The organism is Lentzea sokolovensis, assembly GCF_033949975.1.
In the GTDB taxonomy this organism is placed as follows: Bacteria; Actinomycetota; Actinomycetes; order Mycobacteriales; family Pseudonocardiaceae; genus Lentzea; species Lentzea sokolovensis.
Genome location: NZ_JAXAVU010000004.1, coordinates 1,153,217 through 1,174,918, shown reverse-complemented (window position 1 = coordinate 1,174,918; position 21,702 = coordinate 1,153,217). Strand labels below are relative to the sequence as shown.

At 69.6% G+C, this 21,702-nt stretch carries 10 protein-coding genes; all 10 read right to left on the bottom strand.

Annotation, left to right across the window (positions count from 1 at the left end):
• Positions 1-52: 52 nt before the first annotated feature.
• Positions 53-1,006 carry an alpha/beta hydrolase-fold protein gene (locus SK854_RS10580; RefSeq protein ID WP_319974841.1) on the bottom strand — a complete coding sequence of 318 codons (954 nt, stop codon included), beginning with the start codon at positions 1,004-1,006 and terminating at the stop codon, positions 53-55.
• Positions 1,003-2,694, bottom strand: a complete 1,692-nt coding sequence (locus SK854_RS10575) for an ABC transporter ATP-binding protein (protein WP_319974840.1) — start codon at positions 2,692-2,694, stop codon at positions 1,003-1,005. The genes SK854_RS10580 and SK854_RS10575 overlap by 4 nt, the downstream gene beginning before the upstream one ends.
• A complete protein-coding gene (locus tag SK854_RS10570) occupies positions 2,681-13,486 on the bottom strand; it encodes a non-ribosomal peptide synthetase (protein WP_319974839.1) in 10,806 nt (3,601 codons plus the stop codon). The genes SK854_RS10575 and SK854_RS10570 overlap by 14 nt, the downstream gene beginning before the upstream one ends.
• A gap of 28 nt (positions 13,487-13,514) precedes the next feature.
• The gene (locus SK854_RS10565) at positions 13,515-15,311 is read right to left on the bottom strand and encodes an ABC transporter ATP-binding protein (protein ID WP_319974838.1); all 1,797 of its coding nucleotides are present in this window, start codon (positions 15,309-15,311) and stop codon (positions 13,515-13,517) included.
• Positions 15,312-15,354: 43 nt separating this feature from the next.
• Positions 15,355-16,383, bottom strand: a complete 1,029-nt coding sequence (locus SK854_RS10560) for an iron-siderophore ABC transporter substrate-binding protein (protein ID WP_319974837.1) — start codon at positions 16,381-16,383, stop codon at positions 15,355-15,357.
• An 84-nt stretch (positions 16,384-16,467) separates the two neighbouring features.
• Positions 16,468-17,310 (bottom strand): ABC transporter ATP-binding protein, encoded by an 843-nt coding sequence (locus SK854_RS10555; protein WP_319974836.1) that lies wholly within the window; start codon positions 17,308-17,310, stop codon positions 16,468-16,470.
• Between the two features lie 29 nt (positions 17,311-17,339).
• Positions 17,340-18,395 carry a FecCD family ABC transporter permease gene (locus SK854_RS10550; protein WP_319974835.1) on the bottom strand — a complete coding sequence of 352 codons (1,056 nt, stop codon included), beginning with the start codon at positions 18,393-18,395 and terminating at the stop codon, positions 17,340-17,342.
• On the bottom strand, positions 18,392-19,450 hold the full coding sequence (locus SK854_RS10545) for a FecCD family ABC transporter permease (RefSeq protein ID WP_319974920.1): 1,059 nt from the start codon (positions 19,448-19,450) through the stop codon (positions 18,392-18,394). Before SK854_RS10545 ends, SK854_RS10550 begins: the two co-directional genes overlap by 4 nt.
• Positions 19,451-19,506: 56 nt before the next feature.
• Entirely contained in the window at positions 19,507-19,947 is a 441-nt protein-coding gene (locus SK854_RS10540) for a hypothetical protein (protein WP_319974834.1), read from the bottom strand.
• 137 nt (positions 19,948-20,084) lie between these two features.
• A complete protein-coding gene (locus SK854_RS10535) occupies positions 20,085-21,677 on the bottom strand; it encodes a cellulase family glycosylhydrolase (protein WP_319974833.1) in 1,593 nt (530 codons plus the stop codon).
• Positions 21,678-21,702 lie beyond the last annotated feature (25 nt).

Sequence of the window (21,702 nt, the reverse complement as noted above, 5' to 3'; positions counted from 1 at the left end):
CGCTCGTAGATCGCCGGACGATCAACGGCGGCGCAACCGCTTGTCCTGGAACCTAACTCAGCAACCAAGCGACGTCGCGCACCAGCGCGTGCCGCCAGCCTGCCCGGTCGTGCCCGGCGGGGGAACGGTTCACCCGCACCGTCGCACCCGCCTGCGCCGCAAGCTCTTCCACGGCTTCGCAGTGCCGGTGCATCCGCGGTTCGTGCTCGCCGACGTCGAACGCGACCCGCAGCCCGGACAGGTCCGGCAGAGAACCAAGGCGTTCCGCCGTGTCACCACCGGCAGGGCCGTCGAGCGAAAGTCCGTGTTCGGGCAGGTCACGCGCCCACCAGAACGATCCGGACTGGCAGGCCACCTTCGACACCAGGTCCGGGAAGTCCAGCGCGGCGCGGAACGCGCTGAGCCCGCCCAGACTTTGACCCGCGACCACGAACCGCGACAGGTCCACGGTCACGCCGTTCTCCGCGAGCAACGGCAGCAGTTCGTCCCGGATCGCCTGCCACAGCGCGGAAGAGCTGTACTCGGCGTCACGATCACGAGGCGTGGGCAGGAAAACCAGCGTGGCGGGCGGCATCTCGCCGTTCTTCACCGCCGACTCGAACGCGGCCACGGCTGGATGCACGTACATCCAGTCGTCGCCGTCGAGCAGCAGCACGACCGGCTCGCCACCCTGGTGCACGCGAACTGTCTTGCGCCCCAACGCCCCGTTCCACCGGATGCGCAGCGACGGCACGTCCAGCACCTCGTCCGGGCCGACGATCGGCCAGTGCGGCTGCGGTTCCAGGTCGGGGGTCGCGAAGATCGACCGGTTCGGGCCCGCGCCGGACGGGTTCGACGGATCGGCGTGCTCGTCGGAGTCGAAGAAGTGGTACGTCACGCGCAGCCGGGCCGGCATCTCGACCTCGGCCGACCAGAGATCGTCCTTCTCGTGCGTCAGCTCGACCGGGTCCAGCACGCTCTCGAACCGCACCGAGGCAGGGCCTCCACGCCACTCGAACCTCGTCATCGGGCCACCGCCAGCTGGTAGGAGGAGTCACGGCCGAGCAGTTCGCGGTGCGTGCCCTCGGACGTGACCGCGCCGCCGTCGAGCACGATCACCCGGTCGGCCACGTCGAGCAACGCCGGACTGCTGGTGATCACGATCGTCGTGCGGCCGCGGCGCAACTCGGTCAGGTTGCGGGCGATGAGCTGTTCGGTCACCGCGTCGACGGCCGTGGTCGGGTCGTGCAGCACCAGGATCTCCGGGTTCGCGGCCAGCGCACGGGCCAGCGACAACCGTTGCCGTTGCCCGCCGGACAGGTTCGCGCCCCGGTCGCGCACGGCGTAGTCGAGGCCGTCGGAGTGCAGAGCGACGACGTCGGTCAGCATCGCGGCGGACACGGCCTCGTCCACCAGCGTGCTGGAGCCGGCCGGATCCACGTTCTCCCGCAACGTTCCCGCGAACACCTCGTGGTGCGACGGGTTGACCAGCAGGTGGGTGCGCACGCTGTCGATCGTCAACGATGCCACCTCCTGCTTGCCCACCCGCACCACGCCTTCGTAGGAAGCCGGTGGCACGTCGACCGACAGCACCGACGCCAGCTCGGCCGCCGCCTGTGGCTGGTAGGCCGCGATCGCCACGAACTCACCGGGCAGCACGGAGAACGTCAAGTCCCGCAACGTTCCGTGCGTGACGCCGGCGACTTCGAGCCCGCTTTCCGGACCGGGCTCTTCCACGCCAGGGGTCATCAGCGCGGGCGCGGCGAGGATCAACGCCATCCGTTCGGCAGAGGCGCGCGCGATCATCACGTACTTGGGCATCTCCGAGAACAGCTTCAAGGGCTCGATCAGGAACTGCGCCAGGCCGACCGCCATCACGAGCTGACCGATGGTGATCTCGCCCTGGAACGTCAGCAGGCCCGCCCACAGCGTCACCGCCGCCGCCAGCAACGAGTTCAGCGCCAGCGCCAGCCCGGCGTAGACACCGTTCACGCGGGCCACGACGATCGACTGCTTCTTCGCCTCGGTGCTCACCCGGCGGTAGGCCTGGAAAGCCGCGTAGCTGCCACCGAACCCGTGCAACGGCCGCAGTCCGGCGATCAGGTCGGACACCTTCGCCCCGGCCCGCGCGACCTTCGCCTGCTGCACCTGGGTGTTGGTGCCGATCCGCCGCGACATCACGCTGAGCACGCTCAGGATCGCCGCCGTGCCGACGAACACCAGCACGCCCAAAGGCACGCTGATCACCGCCAGCACGACACCGGTGATCACCACCGACACCAGCGAGCTGATCAGCAGCGGCACCACCTCGATGATGTCCGCGGTCTGGTCGGCGTCCTCGGTGGCGATGGTGAGGACCTCGCCGGACTTCAGGTCGACCTCGCGCGCCACCGGCTGCAGGCCGCGGTCCGCGACCTCGACGCGCCACCGGTGCGCCTCGGTCGTGTTCGCCTTCTGCAGGATGCGCATGCCGAACCGCCACGAGTACGACACCGTGGCCATCACGAGGCCGAGCGCGAGCAGCGCCAGCCCGAGCGAGCTGAGCTGCCCGCCGCGCAGCGCGTACTCGACGATCACGCCGAGCAGGATCGGCACGGCGGTTTCGGCGGCCTGGTAGGACCCCATCAGCAGGGTCCCGGCCGCCATGGCGCCTCGGTTGCGGCGCAGGGCGACCCGGAGGATCTCCTTGCCCGTGCGGACTTCAGTGTTCGTCAACGTGCCGCGCAATCGCTTCGGGGGTGGAGAGGGACAGCAGGTCGCGGATCGTGACCACGGGACCGAACTCGCGGCGGAGCAGTCCGATGAGCCGCACCGCGAGCATCGAATGTCCGCCCAGGTCGGTGAAGCCGCTCGTCATGCCCACCTCGTCCTCGTCGAGATCGAGCGCCTCCGCGAACATCTCGCGGACGACGATCTCGGTCTCGGTCAGTTCGCGTTCCTCGACCTTGGTCATCAGGGTGCCGAGCGGACGGGCCTGCGGCAAGGCCGACGTGTCCGCCTTGCCGTTGACCGTGAGCGGGATCGCGTCCACCGCGGCGTAGTGCGAGGGCCGCAGGTAGTCGGGCAGGCCGGCGCCGACCTCCGCCGCGATCGACGGGATGTCCGCACCGTCGGTGAGAACGAGGTAGGCCGCGAGCCGGTACGCGCCGTCGACCTGCGGGTCGGCCTGCGCGACGGCCGCGACGAACCGGACCGCGTCGTGGGCGGCGAACCGCGCCTCGACCTCGCCCAGCTCCACGCGGTGCCCGCGGATCTTGACCTGCTTGTCCGTGCGGCCCAGGTAGAGCAGGTTGCCGTCCGGGCGCCGGATGACCAGGTCGCCGGTCCGGTACATCCGCTCACCGGGCACCCACGGGCAGGCCACGAACCGCTCGGCGGACTGCCCCGGTTGCCCGAGGTAGCCCCGCGCGATGCCCACGCCCGACACGTAGAGCTCGCCCGCGACACCGTCCGGCACGTGCCGCAGCCACGGGTCCAGGACGTAGACGTCGGTGTTGTCGATCGCCACGCCGACCACCGGGTCGACGCAGTCGAACGTGCCGACGCCCAGCGTGTTGATCGTGTACTCCGTTGGCCCGTAAAGGTTGTAGCCGATCGTGCCAGGAGTGTCCGCGAGCTGCTGCCACAACGTCGGCGTGACGGCCTCACCGCCCAGCAGCACCAGCGCGGGCTTGTGCTCGGCCGCGAGCAGCCCTTCGGCCACCAGTTGCTGCGCGTAGGTCGGCGTCACGTTGATGACGTCGATCTCGTGCTGGAGGCAGTACTCGACCAGCCCGGTGGCGTCGCGGCGCAGTTCCTCGTCGCAGATGTGCACCTCGTGGCCGTCGGCGAGCCAGAGCAGCTCCTCCCACGACATGTCGAAGGCGAACGACACGGTGTGCGCGATCCGGAACGTCCGGTGCCCGTGCTCGGCCAGCACCGGCTCGAAGATCCTGCGCTGGTGGTTGACCAGCATGTTCGTCAGGCCGGCGTACTCGGTCACGACGCCCTTGGGCTTGCCGGTCGAACCCGAGGTGTAGATCGTGTAGGCCGCGTGCTTGAGCCTGTTCGAGTCCTCGGGCGCGAACGTGGTCACCGGTTCGGCGTCCGGCCACGGCTCGTCCAGCTCGAAGGTGTCGCCCTGGATCCGCGGTGCCACCGCGGCGGTCGTGATGATCAGCGACGGGTGCGCGTCCTCGATGATCGCGGCGATCCGCTCGTCCGGGTGGTCCAGCTCCAGCGGCACGTACGCGGCGCCGCAGCGCAGGATTCCGAACAGCGCGACGACCCAGTCCAGCGAGCGCGGCACCGCGATGGCGACCGACGTCTCGACGCCGATTCCCTTGCCCGCCAGCACTCCGGCCAGGTGACGGCTGCGGTCCCTGAGCTCCGCGAACGTCATCGTCTTGCCGTGCGCGACGAGAGCGGTCCTGTCAGGACTGCGATCGGCGGCCTGATCGAACAGGTCGACCACGGTCAGGTTGCCGAAGTCGTTGGCGGGGTTGAGTTCCGGCTCCGGCCCCGTGCCGCGGATCGTGCCCAGCGGGCCTTCGGCGGTGGCGAGGTCGGCGAGGATCCGCAGGTAGTCGTCGAACAGCCGCTCGGCCAGTTCCGGTGCGGTGACCTCCGGCCGGTACTCCAGCTTGACCGTGAGCTGCCGGCCCGGCGTCACCACCCAGGTGAACGGGTAGTGCGTCGAGTCCTCCGACTCGTGGTCGACGATCCCGTTGCGGGCGTTGAGCTCGTCGAACGTGCTGTCGTCCAGGAAGTTCTGCAGCACGAACAGGTTGTCGAACAGCTGGTCGTGCCCGCTCGCCCGCTGGATCTCGCCGAGCCCCACGTGCTCGTGCTCCATGGCGTCGACCCGCGAGGCCTGCACGGTCGCGAGGAACTGGGCGGCGGTGTCCTGGGGGCGTGCCGAGACTCGCATCGGCACGGTGTTGAGCAGCACGCCGACGATGTTCTCGGTGCCCTCCTCCTCGCGTCCGGAGACGGTGACGCCGAAGACCGCGTCGCCCCGGCCGGTCTCGCTGCCGAGCATCAGCCCGAGCGCGCCCGTGACGACCGAGTTGAGCGTGACGCCGTGCCTGGCGGCCGCCTCCCTGATCCGGCTGGAGTCCTCTTCGGACAGCGTGCGCACGATCTTCGTCGGCAGAGCGTCCGAAGTGGACCCGTCGCCGAGCAGCGTCGGACCGGGCAGCTCCGCCAGGTACTGAGCCCAGAACCGTTCGGCGGCCTGCTGGTCCTTGGCCGCCAGCGCCCGGCAGTAGCTCTCGAAGCTCGGCGTGGCGGGCGTGGAGTCGATCGGCTCACCGGTGAGGAGCGCCTGGTACGCGCCGAACAGGTCGCGCAGCACGATCTCGCGCGACCAGCCGTCCCACAGCAGCAGGTGGTAGCTGAACAGCAACGCGTCCCGGCCGTCCGGCAGCCGCAGCACGGTGAGCCGCACCAGCGGGGGCCGTTCGAGGTCGAAGCCCGTGCCGCGGTCCTCGATCCGCAGCGCGTCCACGGCGTCCTGGTTCAGCACGTCGACGGTGCGGACCTCGACCTCACCGCCGGACGTGAGCACCTGGACCGGCGTGCCGTCCTCGTCCGCGAAGCCCGCGCCGACGACCGGGTGCTTGGCGATGACGTGCGCCATGGCCTTGCCGAGCTTGCCGGCGTCGAGGCGGCGGTCGAACGTGAAGTAGCTCTGCGCCACGTAGTGCCCGGCCGCGCTCAGCGCGGCCTGGAAGTACAGGCCGCGCTGCAACGGCGACACCGGAGCGGTGCGGGTCGCGGTGACCGAGGTGTCCGCGATGCGTTCCAGCGCGAGCAGCCAGCGTGCCGCGATCTCGTCCGACACGTCCTCGCTGAGCGCGAACGTCGCCCGCAGACTGCCGGTGCCCGTGTCGACCCAGCAGTTGACCTCGACGGCGTACGGGCTCGGCTGCGAGCCCATGTCGAAGTGGAGCGCCTGCGACTCGCTGCCCCGGCCCAGGTAGTTGAACAGCACCTGCGGCCTCGGCAGCGCGGCCAGCACCGGCGCGGTCTGCGGGTTCAGGTACCGCAACTGGCCATACCCGACGTGCTGCTCCTCGTCAGGCTGGCGCCGCACGAGCTCGCGTGCGGCGTCGACGGGGTTGGTGTGCGGGCTGAGCTTCACGGGCGCGATGGAGGTGAACCAGCCGACCGTGCGCGTGTAGTCGTGGTGTTCCAGCACCGGTACGCGGCCGTGGCGCTCCAGTTCGAGCACCAGGTCCGTGGGCGTGCCCTGGATTTCGGTGAGTGCTGTGCGCAGCGCACCTGCCAGCAGTTCGGTCAGGCCGATGCCGAGCGCGGTCGGCGCGGTGTGCACGACGCGGTCGGTGATGTCGGCGGACAGGTTGACCGTGACCTCGCGCTGGTCGCCGATCTGCGGGGTGAGGGACGGGGTGTCGAGCACCTCGATCCACCGGCGCAGGTCGCCGCCGGTGTGCGCGCTCAGGGCCAGCGCGCTGGTGTAGGCGGCGAACGAGGTGGTCGCGGGTGCCAGGTCCTCGCCGCGCAGGGCCGCGGTGATGTCGTCGAGCAGGATCAGCCAGGAGACGGCGTCGACGGCGAGGTGGTGCACCACGACGACGAGCGTGCGCGTGCTCTCGAGCCAGCCGAACTGGATCGTGCGGCCGGCTTCGGGGTCGACCCAGACGGCCGTCTGGTTCACCGCGACCGCGAGATCGTCCCCGTCCACCGACATGAGGTCGACGTCTCGGTCGGGATCGATGACCAGCGACCAGACACCGTGCTCGACCCGCAGGCGCATCCGCAGTGCGGGGTGAGCGTCGATGACGGCCTTCGCCGCCCGCCCGATGTCCCGCAGCTCGAGGCCTTCGGGCACCTGCAGCCGCCGCACCTGGACGAAGCGCTTCAGGTCGCCGCCCAGCTCCCGCTGCCGCAACACGATCGGCGTCGGTACCACCGGTCCGTCCTGAGCCTCGAACACCACCGGTGCCGCCACCGGCGCGACCGCGAACTTCTCCGCCAGCGCCCGAGGAGTCTTGTGCAGGAACAGGTCACGCGGCGCGATCCGCAGACCCGAGGCACGAGCCCGGTTGACCACACCGATCGCGATGATGCTGTCCCCGCCGGCCACGAAGAAGTCCGTGTCGGCGTCCACCGCGGATCCGGGAAGCACGTCCGCGAAGATGCCGACCAGCGACTCCAACGCCGGCGAGCCCGCGACGACAGGAGTGTCCTCGGTGGAGCGAGCACGTTGTTCCAACGCCTTGCGGTCCAGCTTGCCGTTCACCGTCAACGGCAACGCGTCCAGCGCGATCACCCGCTGCGGCACCATGTGCACCGGCAGCTTCGCCCCGAGGAACACGGTGATGTCGGTGGCAGGCGTGCCCACCACGTGCGCGACGAGATGGTCGGCGGTGTCCGCCACCGTCACGGCGACGTCGACGACACCCGGTACCGAGCGGATCGCCGACTCGACCTCGCCCAGCTCGATCCGGAATCCCTTGAGCTGCACCTGGTCGTCGGCGCGGCCGACGAACTCCAGCTCACCGTCGAGATTGCGGCGCGCGAGGTCACCGCTGTTGTACATGCGCGAGCCATCAGCGGCAAAAGGGTCCGCCACGAACCGGCCGCAGGTCAGATCCGGCCGGTTGTGATAGCCCAGAGCGAGCTGCGAGCCCGCCACGTAGATCGCGCCGACCTGCCCGGGAGCGACCGGACGCAGCGAGGCGTCCAGCAGGTACGTGCGCAGGCCGGGGATCGGCCCGCCGATCGGGCTGACCTCGCGCCCTGAGGCGAAGTCCGAGGAGTCCAGCACCCGATGCGTCACGTGGACCGTGGTCTCGGTGATGCCGTACATGTTGACCAGCTCGGGCCGCGAGGTGCCGTAACGCTCGACCCAGCCGCGCATCCGCGACAGCTCCAGGGCCTCACCGCCGAAGATCACCCGGCGCAACGCGGGCAGCGGCTCGCTGAGCCGGTCCGCCTCGACGAACTGGTAGAACGCCGACGGTGTCTGGTTCAGCACGGTGACACCACGCTGGCGAACCAGCCTGTGGAAGTCGACGGGTGAGCGCGTCAGGCCGTGGTCGGGAACGAGCAGTTCGCCGCCGTGGACCAGGGCGCCCCACAGCTCCCAGACCGCGAAGTCGAACGAGTACGAGTGGAACTGCGTCCACACGTCGTCCGGCCCGAAGTTCATGTCCGGCTGGGTGTTCGCCAGCAGCGACACCACGCTGGCGTGCGACACGACGACACCCTTGGGCTTGCCCGTGGAGCCGGACGTGTAGATCACGTAGGCCGGGTTGCGCCAGTCGAACGACGGAAGCTGTGCCTCGCCGGCGACTTCCTCGCCGTACACCAGCACCCGCGCCGACACGCCGGCCTCGACCAACAGGCGCTCGAAGCGTTCGCGGTGCTCGGCCTCGACCAGCACGACCTGCGGTGCGGAATCGGCGAGGACGTGCTGAAGTCGCTCGTCGGGGTAGGCGAGGTCCAACGGCACGTAGGCGCCGCCTGCCGACACGATGCCGACCAGCGCGACGACCTGCTGCAACGACCGCCCGATCGCGACCGCGACCCGTTGGCGCGGACCAACCCCCGCGTTCACCAACGAGCGCGCGAGCCGGTTCTTGGCGTCGGCCAGCATCCCGTACGACAGGCCCTCGGCGCTGCCGTCGAGGTGGCACATCGTCACAGCCCGCGCGGACGGGTCGCGCAAAGCCGTGGCATCGAACAGCTCCGCCAACGTCACAGGCTCGACAGAGGCCGCGGCACGCGCGGACGAAAGCGCGACCGCAGGGATGTTCTCCTCGTGCAGCAACGAGTTCAGCGTGTCCGAGAACGCCTGCAAGATCGTGCGAGCGCCTTCCGCGCGCACCACCGTCGTGTCGTAGATGAGGTTGAACCGCAGCGCGCCGTCGAGAGAACGCTCGACCACCAGCGTCAACGGGTAGTGCGGCGCGCCCTCGTTCACGACCTCGGCGATCTTGAACGGACCTTCCAGCGTCGTCACGTCCGTGGCGACGTCGAAGACCACGAGCGTGTCGAACGCCGAACCGTGCGGAGCCTGCCGCCCGATCCGGGTCAGCGACACGTGCTGGTGCGGCAACACCGCCGTCTGATGCGAGCGCACCGAATCCAGCAACGAACGTGCGGAAGAACCGGACCAGCCGACGCGCACCGGAATCGTGTTGATGAACAGGCCGACCATCTCGTCGATGCCCGGCACGTCGGCGTCACGACCGGACACCGTCGACCCGAACACGACGTCCTGGCTGCCCAGGATGCCGCCCAGCGTCACGCCCCACGCGCTGTGCACGGCGACGCTCAGCGACACACCGGCCGCACGCGTCGCGGCGTCCAGGTCCGGAGCCGCGTCGATCACCACGTCCTCGAACAGCTCAGACGGCGTGTGCCCCTCCGCCACGAACGAAGGCGCCGCGAGCCCGGCGAGCTCGGAGGACCAGACCCGGTCGCTCTCCGAGGCATCGGCGTTCACCAGCCAGCGCACGTAGTCGGCGTAACTGCCGCTCGGGTGCACCGAACCCGGCGTGGAGTACTCGGCCAGCAGCGCGCGCAGCATCGGCGGGACCGACCAGCCGTCCGCGATGATGTGGTGCACGGTCTGCACCAGCACGAACCGTTGCGGGGCCACCCGGATCAGCGTGAAGCGCATCAGCGGGCCGCGCGCGAGGTCGAAGCCGGCGACGCGGTCCCGTTCGGCGTACTCCTGGATCTCCTCGTCGGTCATGCCCTGACCGTCCACGGTGGAGAACTCCGGCCGGACACCGGACTCCAGCACCGACACGACCCGGCCGTCGTCGAGACCGACGAACCGGGCGGCGAGGTTCGGGAACAGCTCCAGCACACGGGCAGCGGCCGCTTCGAGCTTGCGGGCGTCCACGGGGCCGGTCAGCGTCAGCAGCTGCTGCTCGACGTACCGGTGGGCCGACTCGTCGTCGAACACCGAGTGGAAGTAGAGGCCTTCCTGCAGCGGAGTCAACGGCAGGATGTCGCGCAGCACCGCGGAATCCAGTGAGTCCACATCGGACTGGGCGAGCGGCAGCAGGTCGAAGTCGCTGGGAGAGTGGCCGCCCTGCGTCAACGCGGCGAGCCCCTCCAGCGCGGCCACGAAGTACGACCCGATCCGTGCGGTGTCCTCGTCGCTGAACACCCCGGACGGCCACGAGATCACCGTGACCAGTTCCAGCTCACCGTCCGCGCCGGGCTCGGCCGAGGCGTTGAACTCCAGCGCCCGCGGCAGTCGCATCGCCGGGTCGCGCTTCTCGCCGAGCTGACCGGCGTTCTCGGCGAGTTGCCAGTCGCCGGACGTGCCACCGGAGAACCGGCCGAGGTAGTTGAACAGCACCTGCGGCCGGGACGCGTCGAACTCCGCACGCCCCAGGTACTTCAACGCGCCGTAGGAGACACCGTTGCTCGGCACCCGAGCGAGGTCTTCCTTGACCCGCTTCAAAGCCGCACCGAGATCATCGGCGGAACCAGGATCCACCGTCACCGGGAACAGCGTCGTGAACCAGCCGACCGTCCGCGACAGATCGGGGTCGAGCGGCACGAACCGGCCCTCGCGGCCGTGGCCTTCGAGCTCGACGTGCGCGAACGTCTGCTCCTGCCCGTTGTCCCGCCGCCACCGGGCCAGCGCGACGGCGAGACCGGTCAGCAGCACGTCGTTGACCTTGGCGTGGAACAACGCCGGCACGTCGCCCAGCAACGCGGCGGTGACGGCGGAACCCACCGTGACCGTGCGAACCTGTTCGCCCGCGACGACATCGGCCTCGGTCAGCTCACGCCGCCCGAGCAACTGATCCACCCCCGGCAGCGGACGCTCGTAGTACGAACGATCTCCCTCGAACCCGGCCTTCTCCAGCAACTGGGTCCAGCGCCGGAACGACGTGCCGACCGGTCGCAGCTCGACCGGCACCCCGGAAGAAATCTGCTGCCAGGCCACGGCGAGATCGTCGAACAGGATCCGCCACGAGACACCGTCGATCACCACGTGGTGGATCACGATCACGAGCTGCCGGGCCTCAGGCCGCCACACCGCGCGCAGCATGACGCCCGCGTCCGGGTTCAGTCCCTCGGTCGCCGCCGCGACGCACTCCTCCAGCGGCGCATCACTCCGCTCCCACGACGCGGTGCCGTCCGCGGGGATGTCGAACGACCACCGCTCGCCCCGAACGAGCTTGGCCCGCAACATGTCGTGCCGCGCGACGACCGCGTCGAGGATCTGGGTCAGCGCGCCGGCGGTCAGGGAAGCCGGAGTGTTGAGCACGACCGACTGCACGAACCCGTCGATCGCGTCAGTCGTTTCCCCGAGCCACTGCACGATCGGCAGGCCGGCGACCGGACCGGTGGGAACGTCGTCGTGGTCGACCGCCGAAGCGCCGTCCCGCGACGCGACCGCGGCCAGAGCGCGCGGCGTGCGGTTCACGAAGATCTGGGTGGCGGTGACGAACACGCCCTCCGCCCGCAACGCGGACAGCAGCGAGATCGCCAGGATGCTGTCGCCGCCCAGTTCGAAGAAGTCCTGGTCGGCGCCGACCTGCTCGACCCGCAGCACCGACGCGACGGCGGCGCAGATCACGGCCTCGTCGTCGGTGGCCGCGGCCGTCACCGGCCCGGTCTCCACCACGGGCTCCGGCAGGGCGCGGCGGTCGAGCTTTCCGTTGGCGGTCAACGGGAACTCGCTCATCACCACGATGTGCGCGGGAACCATGTACTCGACGAGGTTCTCGACCGCCCACTGCTTCACGGCATCCGAGGTCAGGTCCGAGTCGGACGGCACGACGTACCCGACGAGGTAGTTGCCGCCCGCGGAGTTCTTCCTGACCACGACACAGGTGTGGCGCACCTGCGGGTGCTCGGCCAGCGCGACCTCGACGTCCTCCAGCTCCAGCCGCATGCCGCGGATCTTGACCTGGTTGTCGACGCGGCCGAGGAAGTCGAGCGATCCGTCCGGAGCGAACCGCGCCAGGTCACCGGTCCGGTAGAGCCGCGAGCCGTCAGTGGCGAACGGGTTCGCCACGAACCGCGACGCCGTCAGGCCCGGCGCGTTCACATACCCGCGCCCCAGCAGGAAACCGCCGATGTACAACTCGCCGCCGACGCCGACCGGGCACGGCCGCAGCTCGTCGTCCAGCACGTACAGGTCGGTGTTCGGATTCGCCCTGCCGATCGACGTCGACAGCCGCTCGGCCTCGCCGCGGTAGATCACGTGCGAGACGCCGATCGTCGCCTCGGCCGGGCCGTACCCGTGGTACATCGGGATGTCGAGCTGAGTGCGGAACCGGTCGTACAGCTCGGGCGTGAGCACCTCGCCGCCGCACCACACGTGCCGCAGACTGGCCAGCTCGCCGTCGCCCGCGATGTTCAGCAGCACGTCCAGCATCGAGGACACCAGGTACACGAACGTCACGCGGTGCCGGTCGATGGTCGCCAACAGGTGGTGCGGGTCGCGTTCGCCGCCGGACCGCACGACGACGGTCCGACCGCCGCACACCAGCGGCAGGAAGATCTCGTTGATGGAGATGTCGAACGACAGCGGCGCCTTGAACAGCGACGCGTCGGAGTGTCCGAAGTGGAGGATCTGGTCGACCTGCCACAGCAGGCGTTCGCTGATCGCCTCGTGCCGGATCATCGCGCCCTTGGGGCGGCCGGTCGAGCCGGACGTGAACATCACGTACGCGAGCTGTGCGCCGCGGATCGTGACATCGGTGGGATCGCCGGAGTGGTCCGAGAAACCCCAGGCGGAGAGGTCGACCTCGACGGCCGCGGGCTCATCTTCCTGGCCGTTGCCCAGGAGCAGGACGACCTGCGCGTCGGTGATCACGGACTCGCGCCGCGACGCCGGCCACTGCGGGTCGAGCGGCACGAACGCGGCCCCGGCCTGCAGCACGGCGAGCAGGCTGATCACCATCTCGGCCGAGCGCGGAAGCGAGATGCCGACGACCTGTTCGGCGCTGAGGCCGCGTTCGATCAGGTGGTGGGCGAGCTGGTTGGACCGGATCAGCGCCTCGCCGTAGGTGAACGCGCGGTCACCGTCGTTGATCGCGACCGCGTCCGGGCGCTGCCGGGCCTGCTCGCGGAACAGTTCCACGATGCTCGGCCGGTCACGCGGGAACTCGTTGTCGTTCCAGCGGGCCAGGTCCGCGAGTCGTTCCTCGACGGTCTGGGAGGTCAGCGTGCCGATGGTGCGGTTGGGGAACTCGGCCAGGTCGTCCAGCGCGCGCTGGGCCTCGGCCAGATCGACGCCGTCCGGAACGGGAACGGCCCAGCCGTCCGGCCGTTCGGCGACGTCCCAGGCCTGGCCCTTGTCGGCCCACACGAGCAGGTCGCTGAACAGCGTCGCGGGCGTGAGCTCGAACCCGTCGACCGAAAAACCGGGGTTCGCCCAGTGGTTCAGTGCGACGGCACTCGCGACGGCGATGGTCCGCTGCGGGTACTCACCGGCACGGCGCCGAACGGAGGCGATCCGGGCGGTCGAAAGAAGTACGTCACGGTCGGCCATCTGTTCCATCGACGACTCAGCCATCCCTTCACATCGGTGAAGGAAGCCTAACCTAAGTAGTTGTCGTTCCGAATCGCCAAGCGGCCCAAAGAGCTGCGTAACGCCCATCACGCGCCACGAGTTCTTCGTGGGTGCCGTGTTCCAGCACGCGACCCGCGTCGAGCACGGCGATCCGGTCCGCGGCGATGGCCTGGGTCAGGCGGTGCGCGACCAGAAGCGTGGTGCGGCCCCGGCAGGCCGCGAGCGCGGCTCGTTCCAGCGCGGCGGCACCCTGACTGCCCGCCTCGGCCGTCGACTCGTCCAGCACGACGACGGGGGAGCGGCCGAGCACCAGCCGGGCCAGCGCGATCTGGGCGATCTTGGTCACGTCGAGGCGTTCGCCACCCTCGCCGACATCGGTCTGCAGGCCTTGGGGCAACGTCTCGACCCACGTGTCCGCGCCGACGGTCCGCAACGCGTCCATCAGCTCGTCGTCGGTCGCGTCCGGTGCCGCCAGCCGCAGATCCTCCGCGAGAGGACCGGCGAAGACGTGGGCTTCCTGGGTCAGGATGCTGACCAGCGCGCGGGCGCCCGCCTCGTCCAGATCGACGAGATCGGACGAGCCGATGTGCACGGATCCGGCCAGCGGAGTGCCGGTGCCGGCGACCAACGCCGCCAGCGTCGTCTTGCCCGCCCCGGTCGCCCCCACCAGCGCCAGCGACGTGCCGGCGGGGATCTCCAGATCGATGTCCTGGAGCACGTCGTGCTCGGAATCGGGATAGCGGAAGGAAAGCCCGCGCACCGACACCGGAAGTGGTTGTGCGTCAGGGGCGACCGCCACCGCGCTGCGCACGAGTTCGTCGCCGTCGGATTCCGTCGTCACGCCGACCAGCCGCGTCAGCCCGGCACCGGACTTCTGCGCCTCGTCGAAGAACGCCATGATCAGGCCGAGCGGCACGAACAACTTGTGGAACAGCAGTGCGGCAACGGAGACCTGGCCCAGCGAGGACTGCCCGTTGGTCACCAGGAAGTAGCCGACGACGATGATCAGCCCGAGCCCGATGAACTCGGCGCGGTTCTCCCTGCCGATGAACCGGCCGAAGAACCGGAAGACGTCGATGCCGATGTCGCGCACCCGCCACGACTCCGCGGTCACCTTGTCCCGGAACACGTTCTCCAGGCGGTAGGCGCGCACGGTGGCGATGCCGTCGAGGCCGCTGATCAACGCCTGCGCGCGATCGGCCTGAGCCTCGGAACGGGCGCGGTAGAGAGGCTGGGAACGCGGCAGGTACCAGCGCAACGCCAGCCAGTAGGCGGGCAGCGCGCAGGCTCCGGCGAGACCGAGCCGCCAGTCGAGCCCGAACATGCCCGCGGTCGCGATCACGACCAGCACGACCGCCGAGAAGATCGTCGGAATGGCCGTGCGGAAACCCTTGGAGATCACCGCGACGTCGTCACCGACGCGCGAGAGCACGTCACCGCGGCCGACTTCCTCGATGCGCGCGCTCGGCATCCCGAGCACCGCGCGCACCGCGCCTTCCCGCAGGCGCGCCAGCATTTCCGCGCCCACCCGGCCGACGAGGTAGGTCGAGACCGCGGTCATGACCGCGCCGGCCAGCGCCGAGACGACGGTCGCGATGCCGATGGTCCAGAGGATCGACGCGTCGCGGCCCTGCACGACGCCGTCGACCACGGTGCCCAGCAGGAACACCGGGATGATCTGCAGCACCGCCCCGGCCACCGTCGCCAGGACGGTGGCGATCGGCAGGCCGGGGGCGGAGCGGCAGTGGTCGAGCACCCAGCGAGAGGCCTCCCGCCCGGACGCCGTGCGCAGGATCTTCGCCGGCGGGGCGGAGACGCTCGTGGTCACGAGGGGAGGCCTTTCGCTGGAACCTGGTGCGTCAGAACGAGAATCAGCCGGCCGACTTGGCGGCCTCGACCAGCTCGTCCACCGCGTAAGGCATGGACGCGAGGGTCGCCTGGGAGATCGCGGCACCGATGGCCGGGCCCTCGCTGTCGAGCAGCCAGTGGACCTTGCCCGCCTTGACCGCCGGCAGGTTGTTGAAGAGCTCGAAGCCCTTGAGCGACTTCTGGTCCGCCTCGTCCGCGATCACGAAGATGCGGTCGACGTTCATCACGTCGATGCGCTCGGGGGACAGCGTCACGAAGAACTTGCCGGCCGCGAGCTCGTCGATCTTCGTGTTGCCCTTGAAGCCGATGCCCGTGATCACCTGGCCGCGCACGTCGGTCGTGCTGAACGGCGCGACGGAGTCCTTGTACCAGGACGTGACGACCGCGGTCTCGTTCGCCCAGGCCGGGTTCGCCTTCTTGGCCTCGGCGAGCTTGTCGTCGATCGCCTTGATGGCCTTGGCGCCCTCGTCACCCTTGCCGACCGCCTTGGCGACCTGGAGCGCGTTGTCCTGCCACTTGGCGCTGAACGGCTCCTTCTCCTCCTTGGTCCTGCCGACCGTCGGAGCGATCTTGCTGAGCTTGTCGTACCAGGCCTGGTCGGCCTCGGAGTAGACCGCGACGATCAGGTCGGGACGCAGCTGCGCGATCTTCTCGTAGTTCGGCTCGGTGTCACCGTTCTTCATGATGACCTCGGGCGTGGTCGAACCCCACTTGTCCTTCACCCAGGCCCACTGGGTGTTGATGTCCGGGGTCTTGCCCTCGGGGTTGGGGTACTGGTCGACCATGCCGACCGGGACGACGCCGAGCGCGAGCAGAGTCTGGTCGTCGGTGTAGCCGAGGGAGACGACGCGCTTGGGCGCTTCCTTGATCTCCGTCGTGCCGAAGAAGTGCTCGACCTTGGTCGGGAACGTGCCACCGGAGGCGTTGTTCCCCGCAGGGGTCGTTTCAGGCGTGGAAGAACCGCACCCGGCGAGGACGCTGGCACCGACCAGTGCGGCTGCTGCCACAGCGGTCAGTCGCTTCCAGGTCATGGTCGTTCTCTGGCCCATTCGGCACCTCGTTCTTCGCTGCCCACGCGGCGGGGGAAATTAGGACAGCCGAACCTTATCACCCGGTTAGGGCAGGCTAACTTCGGTTTGGTCACTCTTCGATACCACGTGGGTCCGGCCGATCGGGACGATCAGCGGACGCTCGCTCACGGGGTCGTCGATGACCTTCGCCTGCAGGCCGAACGTGTCCAGCAACAGGTCGCTGGTGATCACGTCGCTGGGATGTCCCTGCGCGACGATGGATCCGGACTTCATCACGATCAGGTTGTCGCTGTAGCGGACGGCCAGGTTCAGGTCGTGCAGGACCATGACGATCGTGCAGCCGCCCTCGTGCAGGTCGTCGACGAGGTCGATCACGTCGATCGCGTGCGCGAGGTCCAGGTAGGTCGTCGGCTCGTCCAGCAGCAGCAGGTCCGTGCCCTGGGCGAGCGTCATGGAGATCCACACCCGCTGCCGCTGCCCACCGGACAGCGAGTCGACCGGGCGGTGGGCCAGATCTGCCACACCGGTCATGTGCAACGCCTTGGCGACGACATCGGCGTCGTCGCTCGACCACTGGCGCACCCAGCTCTGGTGCGGGTGCCGGCCGCGGGCCACCAGGTCGGCGACCGTCAGTCCCTCCGGCGCGATCGGGGTCTGCGGGAGCAGGCCCATCCGCTTCGCGACGTCCTTGGTCTTCAGTCGCGCGATGTCCCCGCCGTCGAGCAGCACCTTGCCCTGGCGCGGTTTGAGCAGCCGGGACAGCGTCCGCAGCAACGTCGACTTGCCGCAGCCGTTGGGGCCGATGACCGTCGTGATCACCCCGGCGGGGATGGCGACGTCCAGGTTGTCGAGCACGACCCGGTCGGCGTACCCGACCGTGACGCCCTCGGCGCCCAGTCGGGCGGCATCGTTGCGCAGCGCGGTCATAGGTCAACCTTACTTAACGGAGGCTTACCTCAGGCCGCGCGCTTCACGTTCGCGCGCACCAGCAGGTAGACGAGGAACGGTCCGCCGATGATCGCCGTGACGACGCCCACCGGCAGGTCGTTGGGCAGCACGCTGCGTGCCAGCAGGTCCGAGCCGATCAGCAGCAGCGCGCCGAACAGACCGGACGCCAGCAGCGGCGGCACTGGGGAGCGCAGCAGTCGCATGGTGATCTGCGGCGCGACCAGCGCGACGAACGGCACCGGGCCCGCGGCCGACACCGCGACGCCCGCGAGCAGCACCGCGCACAACAGCAGGACGGCGCGCACGGCCGAGTACCGGACGCCGAGTCCGGCCGCGACGTCGTCGCCGAAGTGCATCGGCTGGAGCTGGAAGGCGACCACCATCACGACGACGACCAGCGCGATCGTGACCCAGAGCGTCGTCCAGACCTCGGTCCACGTCCGCGAGTCGAGCGACCCGACGAGCCAGCGTTGCGCGCGGGCGACGTCGCGGATGTCGGCCAGCACCAGCAGCCACGTCGTGAGCGCCTGCATGACCGCGCTGACCGAGACGCCGATGAGGATCAACCGGAACCCGTCGATGCCCTTCTTCCACGCCATGAAGTAGACGAGCAGGCCCGTCAGCAGCCCGCCGGTCAGCGCCGCCGCCGGCAGCCCCATCGCGCCGCCGATCGCCGTGCCGCCACCGGCCGTCACGACGAAGACCGCGGTCGCACTGGCGCCGCCGGTGATGCCGAGCACGTCCGGGCTGGCCAGTGCGTTGCGGGCGATCGACTGCGTGAGCGCGCCGGAGATCCCGAGCGCGACGCCGGCGATGAGACCGACCAGGGCGCGCGGCATCCGCAGGTCCATGATCACGAACTCGTCGACCCGCTCGCCCTGCCCGAACAGCGTCCTGATCACGGCGGGTAGCTCGATCGTGAAGTCGCCGATCGAGATCGACACGCAGAAGATCAGGAACGTCAGCGCCGCCAGCACGACCGTGACGAGCACGGCCCACGGCCGCCAGACCCAGGACCAGCCGCCGACGCGGAGGCCGCGGTGCATTTCGGGTGCCTTGATCATGCCTGCCTGAACTTCCCGAGCCAGACCAGCACCGCGAAGAACGGGGCGCCGAGGAGGGCGATGACGATGCCGGCCTGCAGTTCGGCCGGCCGCACGACGAGCCGTCCCGCGATGTCGCCGACCAGCAGCACGGCCGCGCCGAGCAACCCCGCGTACGGCACGAGCCAGCGGTAGTCCGGTCCGGTGAGCCACCGCGCGATGTGCGCGACCATCAGGCCGAGGAACGCGATCGGCCCGCACGCCGCCGTCGCCGCACCCGCGAGCAGCGTGACGGCGACGACGCCGACGGTGCGTCCCGCCGCGATGTTCACGCCGAGGCCGCGCGCGACGTCGTCACCGAGGTTGAGCAGGTTGAGCACCGGCAGGTTGATCAGCGCCAGGACGAGTCCGACGCCGACGAAGATCGCCGCGACCACGATCACGTTCCACCCGACGCCCTGCACCGAGCCCGCGTTCCAGAACCGCAACACGTCGAGCGTCTGCTTGTCGCCCAACGCCACCGCGGTCGTCATCGCGGCCAGGAACACCGTGACGCCCTGGCCCGCCAACGCGAGCGTGAGCGGGTTGCCGGAGCCGCGGCCGAGGCTCGACAGCCCGAACACCACCACGCCCGCCACCGCGGCGCCGAGGAACGCGAACCACATGTACTGGACCGGGTTCTGCAGGCCGAACAGGTAGACCGAGAGCACCACGGCGAACGACGCCCCGGAGTTGACGCCGAGCAGACCGGTGTCCGCGATGGGGTTGCGGGTGTGCCCCTGGATCAACGCGCCCGCGACGCCGAGCGCGAGGCCCGCCACGAGCGCCAGCACCGTCCGCGGTATGCGCAGCGTCTGCACGATCAGCGTGATCTCGGTGAGCCGCTGGTCGCCGCCGGCGTCGCCGAACAGCCCCTGCCACACCTCGGCCGGGCTGAGCGACCGCGCGCCGATCACCAGTGACAGCACCGACGCCACGGCCAGCAACACCAGCAGACCCACCAGCCCGAGACGCCGCCGCCGGTGCGGGCTCTCCAGCGCCGGCGCGGGTTCGAGCCCGCGTTGCTCCACGACCATGCTCACGACGGGTTACGTTAGCTCCCGCCCGTCGCATTGACCTAGGGCACCCTTACCTAACCCCTGGTCTCGATGGCCCTCACGGTCTTCTCAAGAGCCCCGCCGAGCACCTTCTTGCCGAGCAACCCGAGCGAGAGCCCGAGCAGCTTCCCCTTGAAGTTCTTGCCCTCGCGCACCACGTGGGCGTGCACGAGCGTCGTTCCGTCGGCCTGCTTGGTGAACGTGTAGTTGTGGCCGGACCGTCCGCCCCACACGTTGGAGTCGACGGTGGTCAGCACGACTCGGCTGACGTCGGACCAGTCGTAGTGCAGGCGTTCCCAGATGCCGCCGGACCCCTCGGTGACGTCGGCGAACGTGTCGCCCCGGTCGTGCACCCGCAGGTCGGCGTCGGCGCTGTTGGGGAACAGGTCCGCGCGGCCGGGGCCGAAGTCGGTGAGCCCGGCGACGAACTGCTCGGGCGTCGCGGTGGTCTGCTGGGTCAGGGTGATGGTGGGCATGTCGTCCGCTCCTCGTGATGCTGTGTGCAGGAGTCAGACTTCCCCGGCCAGGGGGTTGTTCGCGCCCGTGAGTGTCCCTGGTCCCCGTAGGCGGGAACCCCGGCCGCGGTGCCCGCACAGCACCGCGGCCGAGGCTGTCAGGTGGTGCAGGCCGCCTGGTTGAGCGTGACGGCCGAGGGAGCGCTTGCCGTGCCGTTGGCGGTGAAACCGAGCGATACCGCCGCTCCCGCACCCAGAGACGGGCTGTGCGACGGCCCGGTCACGGTGACCGTGGCACCGGTCTGGCTGAAGGTGCCGTTCCAGCCGTTGGAGATGGTGACGCCGCTGGGCAGCGTGAACGCGACGGTCCACGGATTGGCGGCGCTCGTCCCCGTGTTGGTGACGGTCAGCGCGCCCTGGAAGCCGCCCTGCCACGAGTTGTCCAGCTTCCAGGCCGACTTGCAGCCGCCCGTGCCACCACCGGAGGTGGTCGTGGTCGTCGTCGGGCCGGGACCTCCACCCGCGGGCGGGATGAGGTAGGGCTGGAGGATGTTCTGCTTCGCCTGGTTCACCGTGGTCCAGTCGTCACCGACGATGCCGCCGGTGTCACCGGAGTTGGGGTTCCACGACCAGTAGGTGAACGAGATGCCGTTGACGCCGGTCCCGGTGTAGGCCATCAGGTTCTCCAGCCACACCTTGTCGACCGGGTTGGCCAGCGTGGTGCCGAACTCGCCCATCATGAGCGGCGCGATGTTCTGCTTGTACAGGTAGCCCCAGTACTTGTCCCAGATCGCAGGCATGTTCGCCGGGTAGTTCGGAGCGCTGAACCACGGCTGGTTGTAGACCGACGTGGCGTACTCGTGCGGGGAGTACACCAACCGGCCGGGCACGGACAGGCGCACCGGGAACTCGCCCGCCTTCGACAGGTTCCCACCCCACCAGCCGCAGTCCTCGTCGTTGGACGGGTCGCCGTCCCAGACGTTCGACAGTCCGCCGCTCGGGCAGCTCACGCCCTCGACGAAGATCAGCCAGTTCGGCTGCACACCCAGGATCGCGTTGCCCGCGCGTTCGGCGGCCAGCCGCCAGTCGCGGGCGGTGTCGCCGCAGCCCCAGCACGAACCGGTCGCGGCCGGGTTGGTGCCCTCGGCGTGCGGCTCGTTGTGCAGGTCGGCGCCGATGACCGTGGTGTTGCCCGCGTAGCGCTGGGCGAGCATCTTCCAGTCGTTGATCCAGGTGCTCTCCGGGACGCCCGCCGTGTACCAGAGGGCGCTCTGGCCGGCGCTGGTCGGCCGGTGCCGGTCGAGGATGACGCGCATCCCCTTCTGGCCCACGTGGTCGATGACCTTGTCGAGGATCTGCAACGGTGACAGTCCCACCAGGTCGGGGTTGGTGTAGTCGTTGATGCCGGTGGCCCTGGCATCGGGTTTCAGCGCGTCGTTGGAGAACGGGATGCGAAGGGTGTTGTAGCCCAGCTGCGCCATGTGGTCGAGCTGCTGTCGCCACGTGACGCTGGCCCAGAGGCCGTGGAAGGTCTTGTTGTCGGTCTCCATCCCGAACCAGTTGATGCCGGTCAGCCGGACCGTCGCGCCGGTGCTGTCCAGGATCCTGCTCCCGCTGGTGTGCAGGTACCCGGTGCCCGTGCCGCCCGCCGCCACTGCCGTGACCTGGCCGGTCGTGCCGATGGCGACCATCGCGCTCGCGGCTGTCACAGCCGCGAGCAGCGCGCCCAGAACCTTGTTCCGCCGCTTCATCCGCTCTCCTTTGAGCACAAGAGGT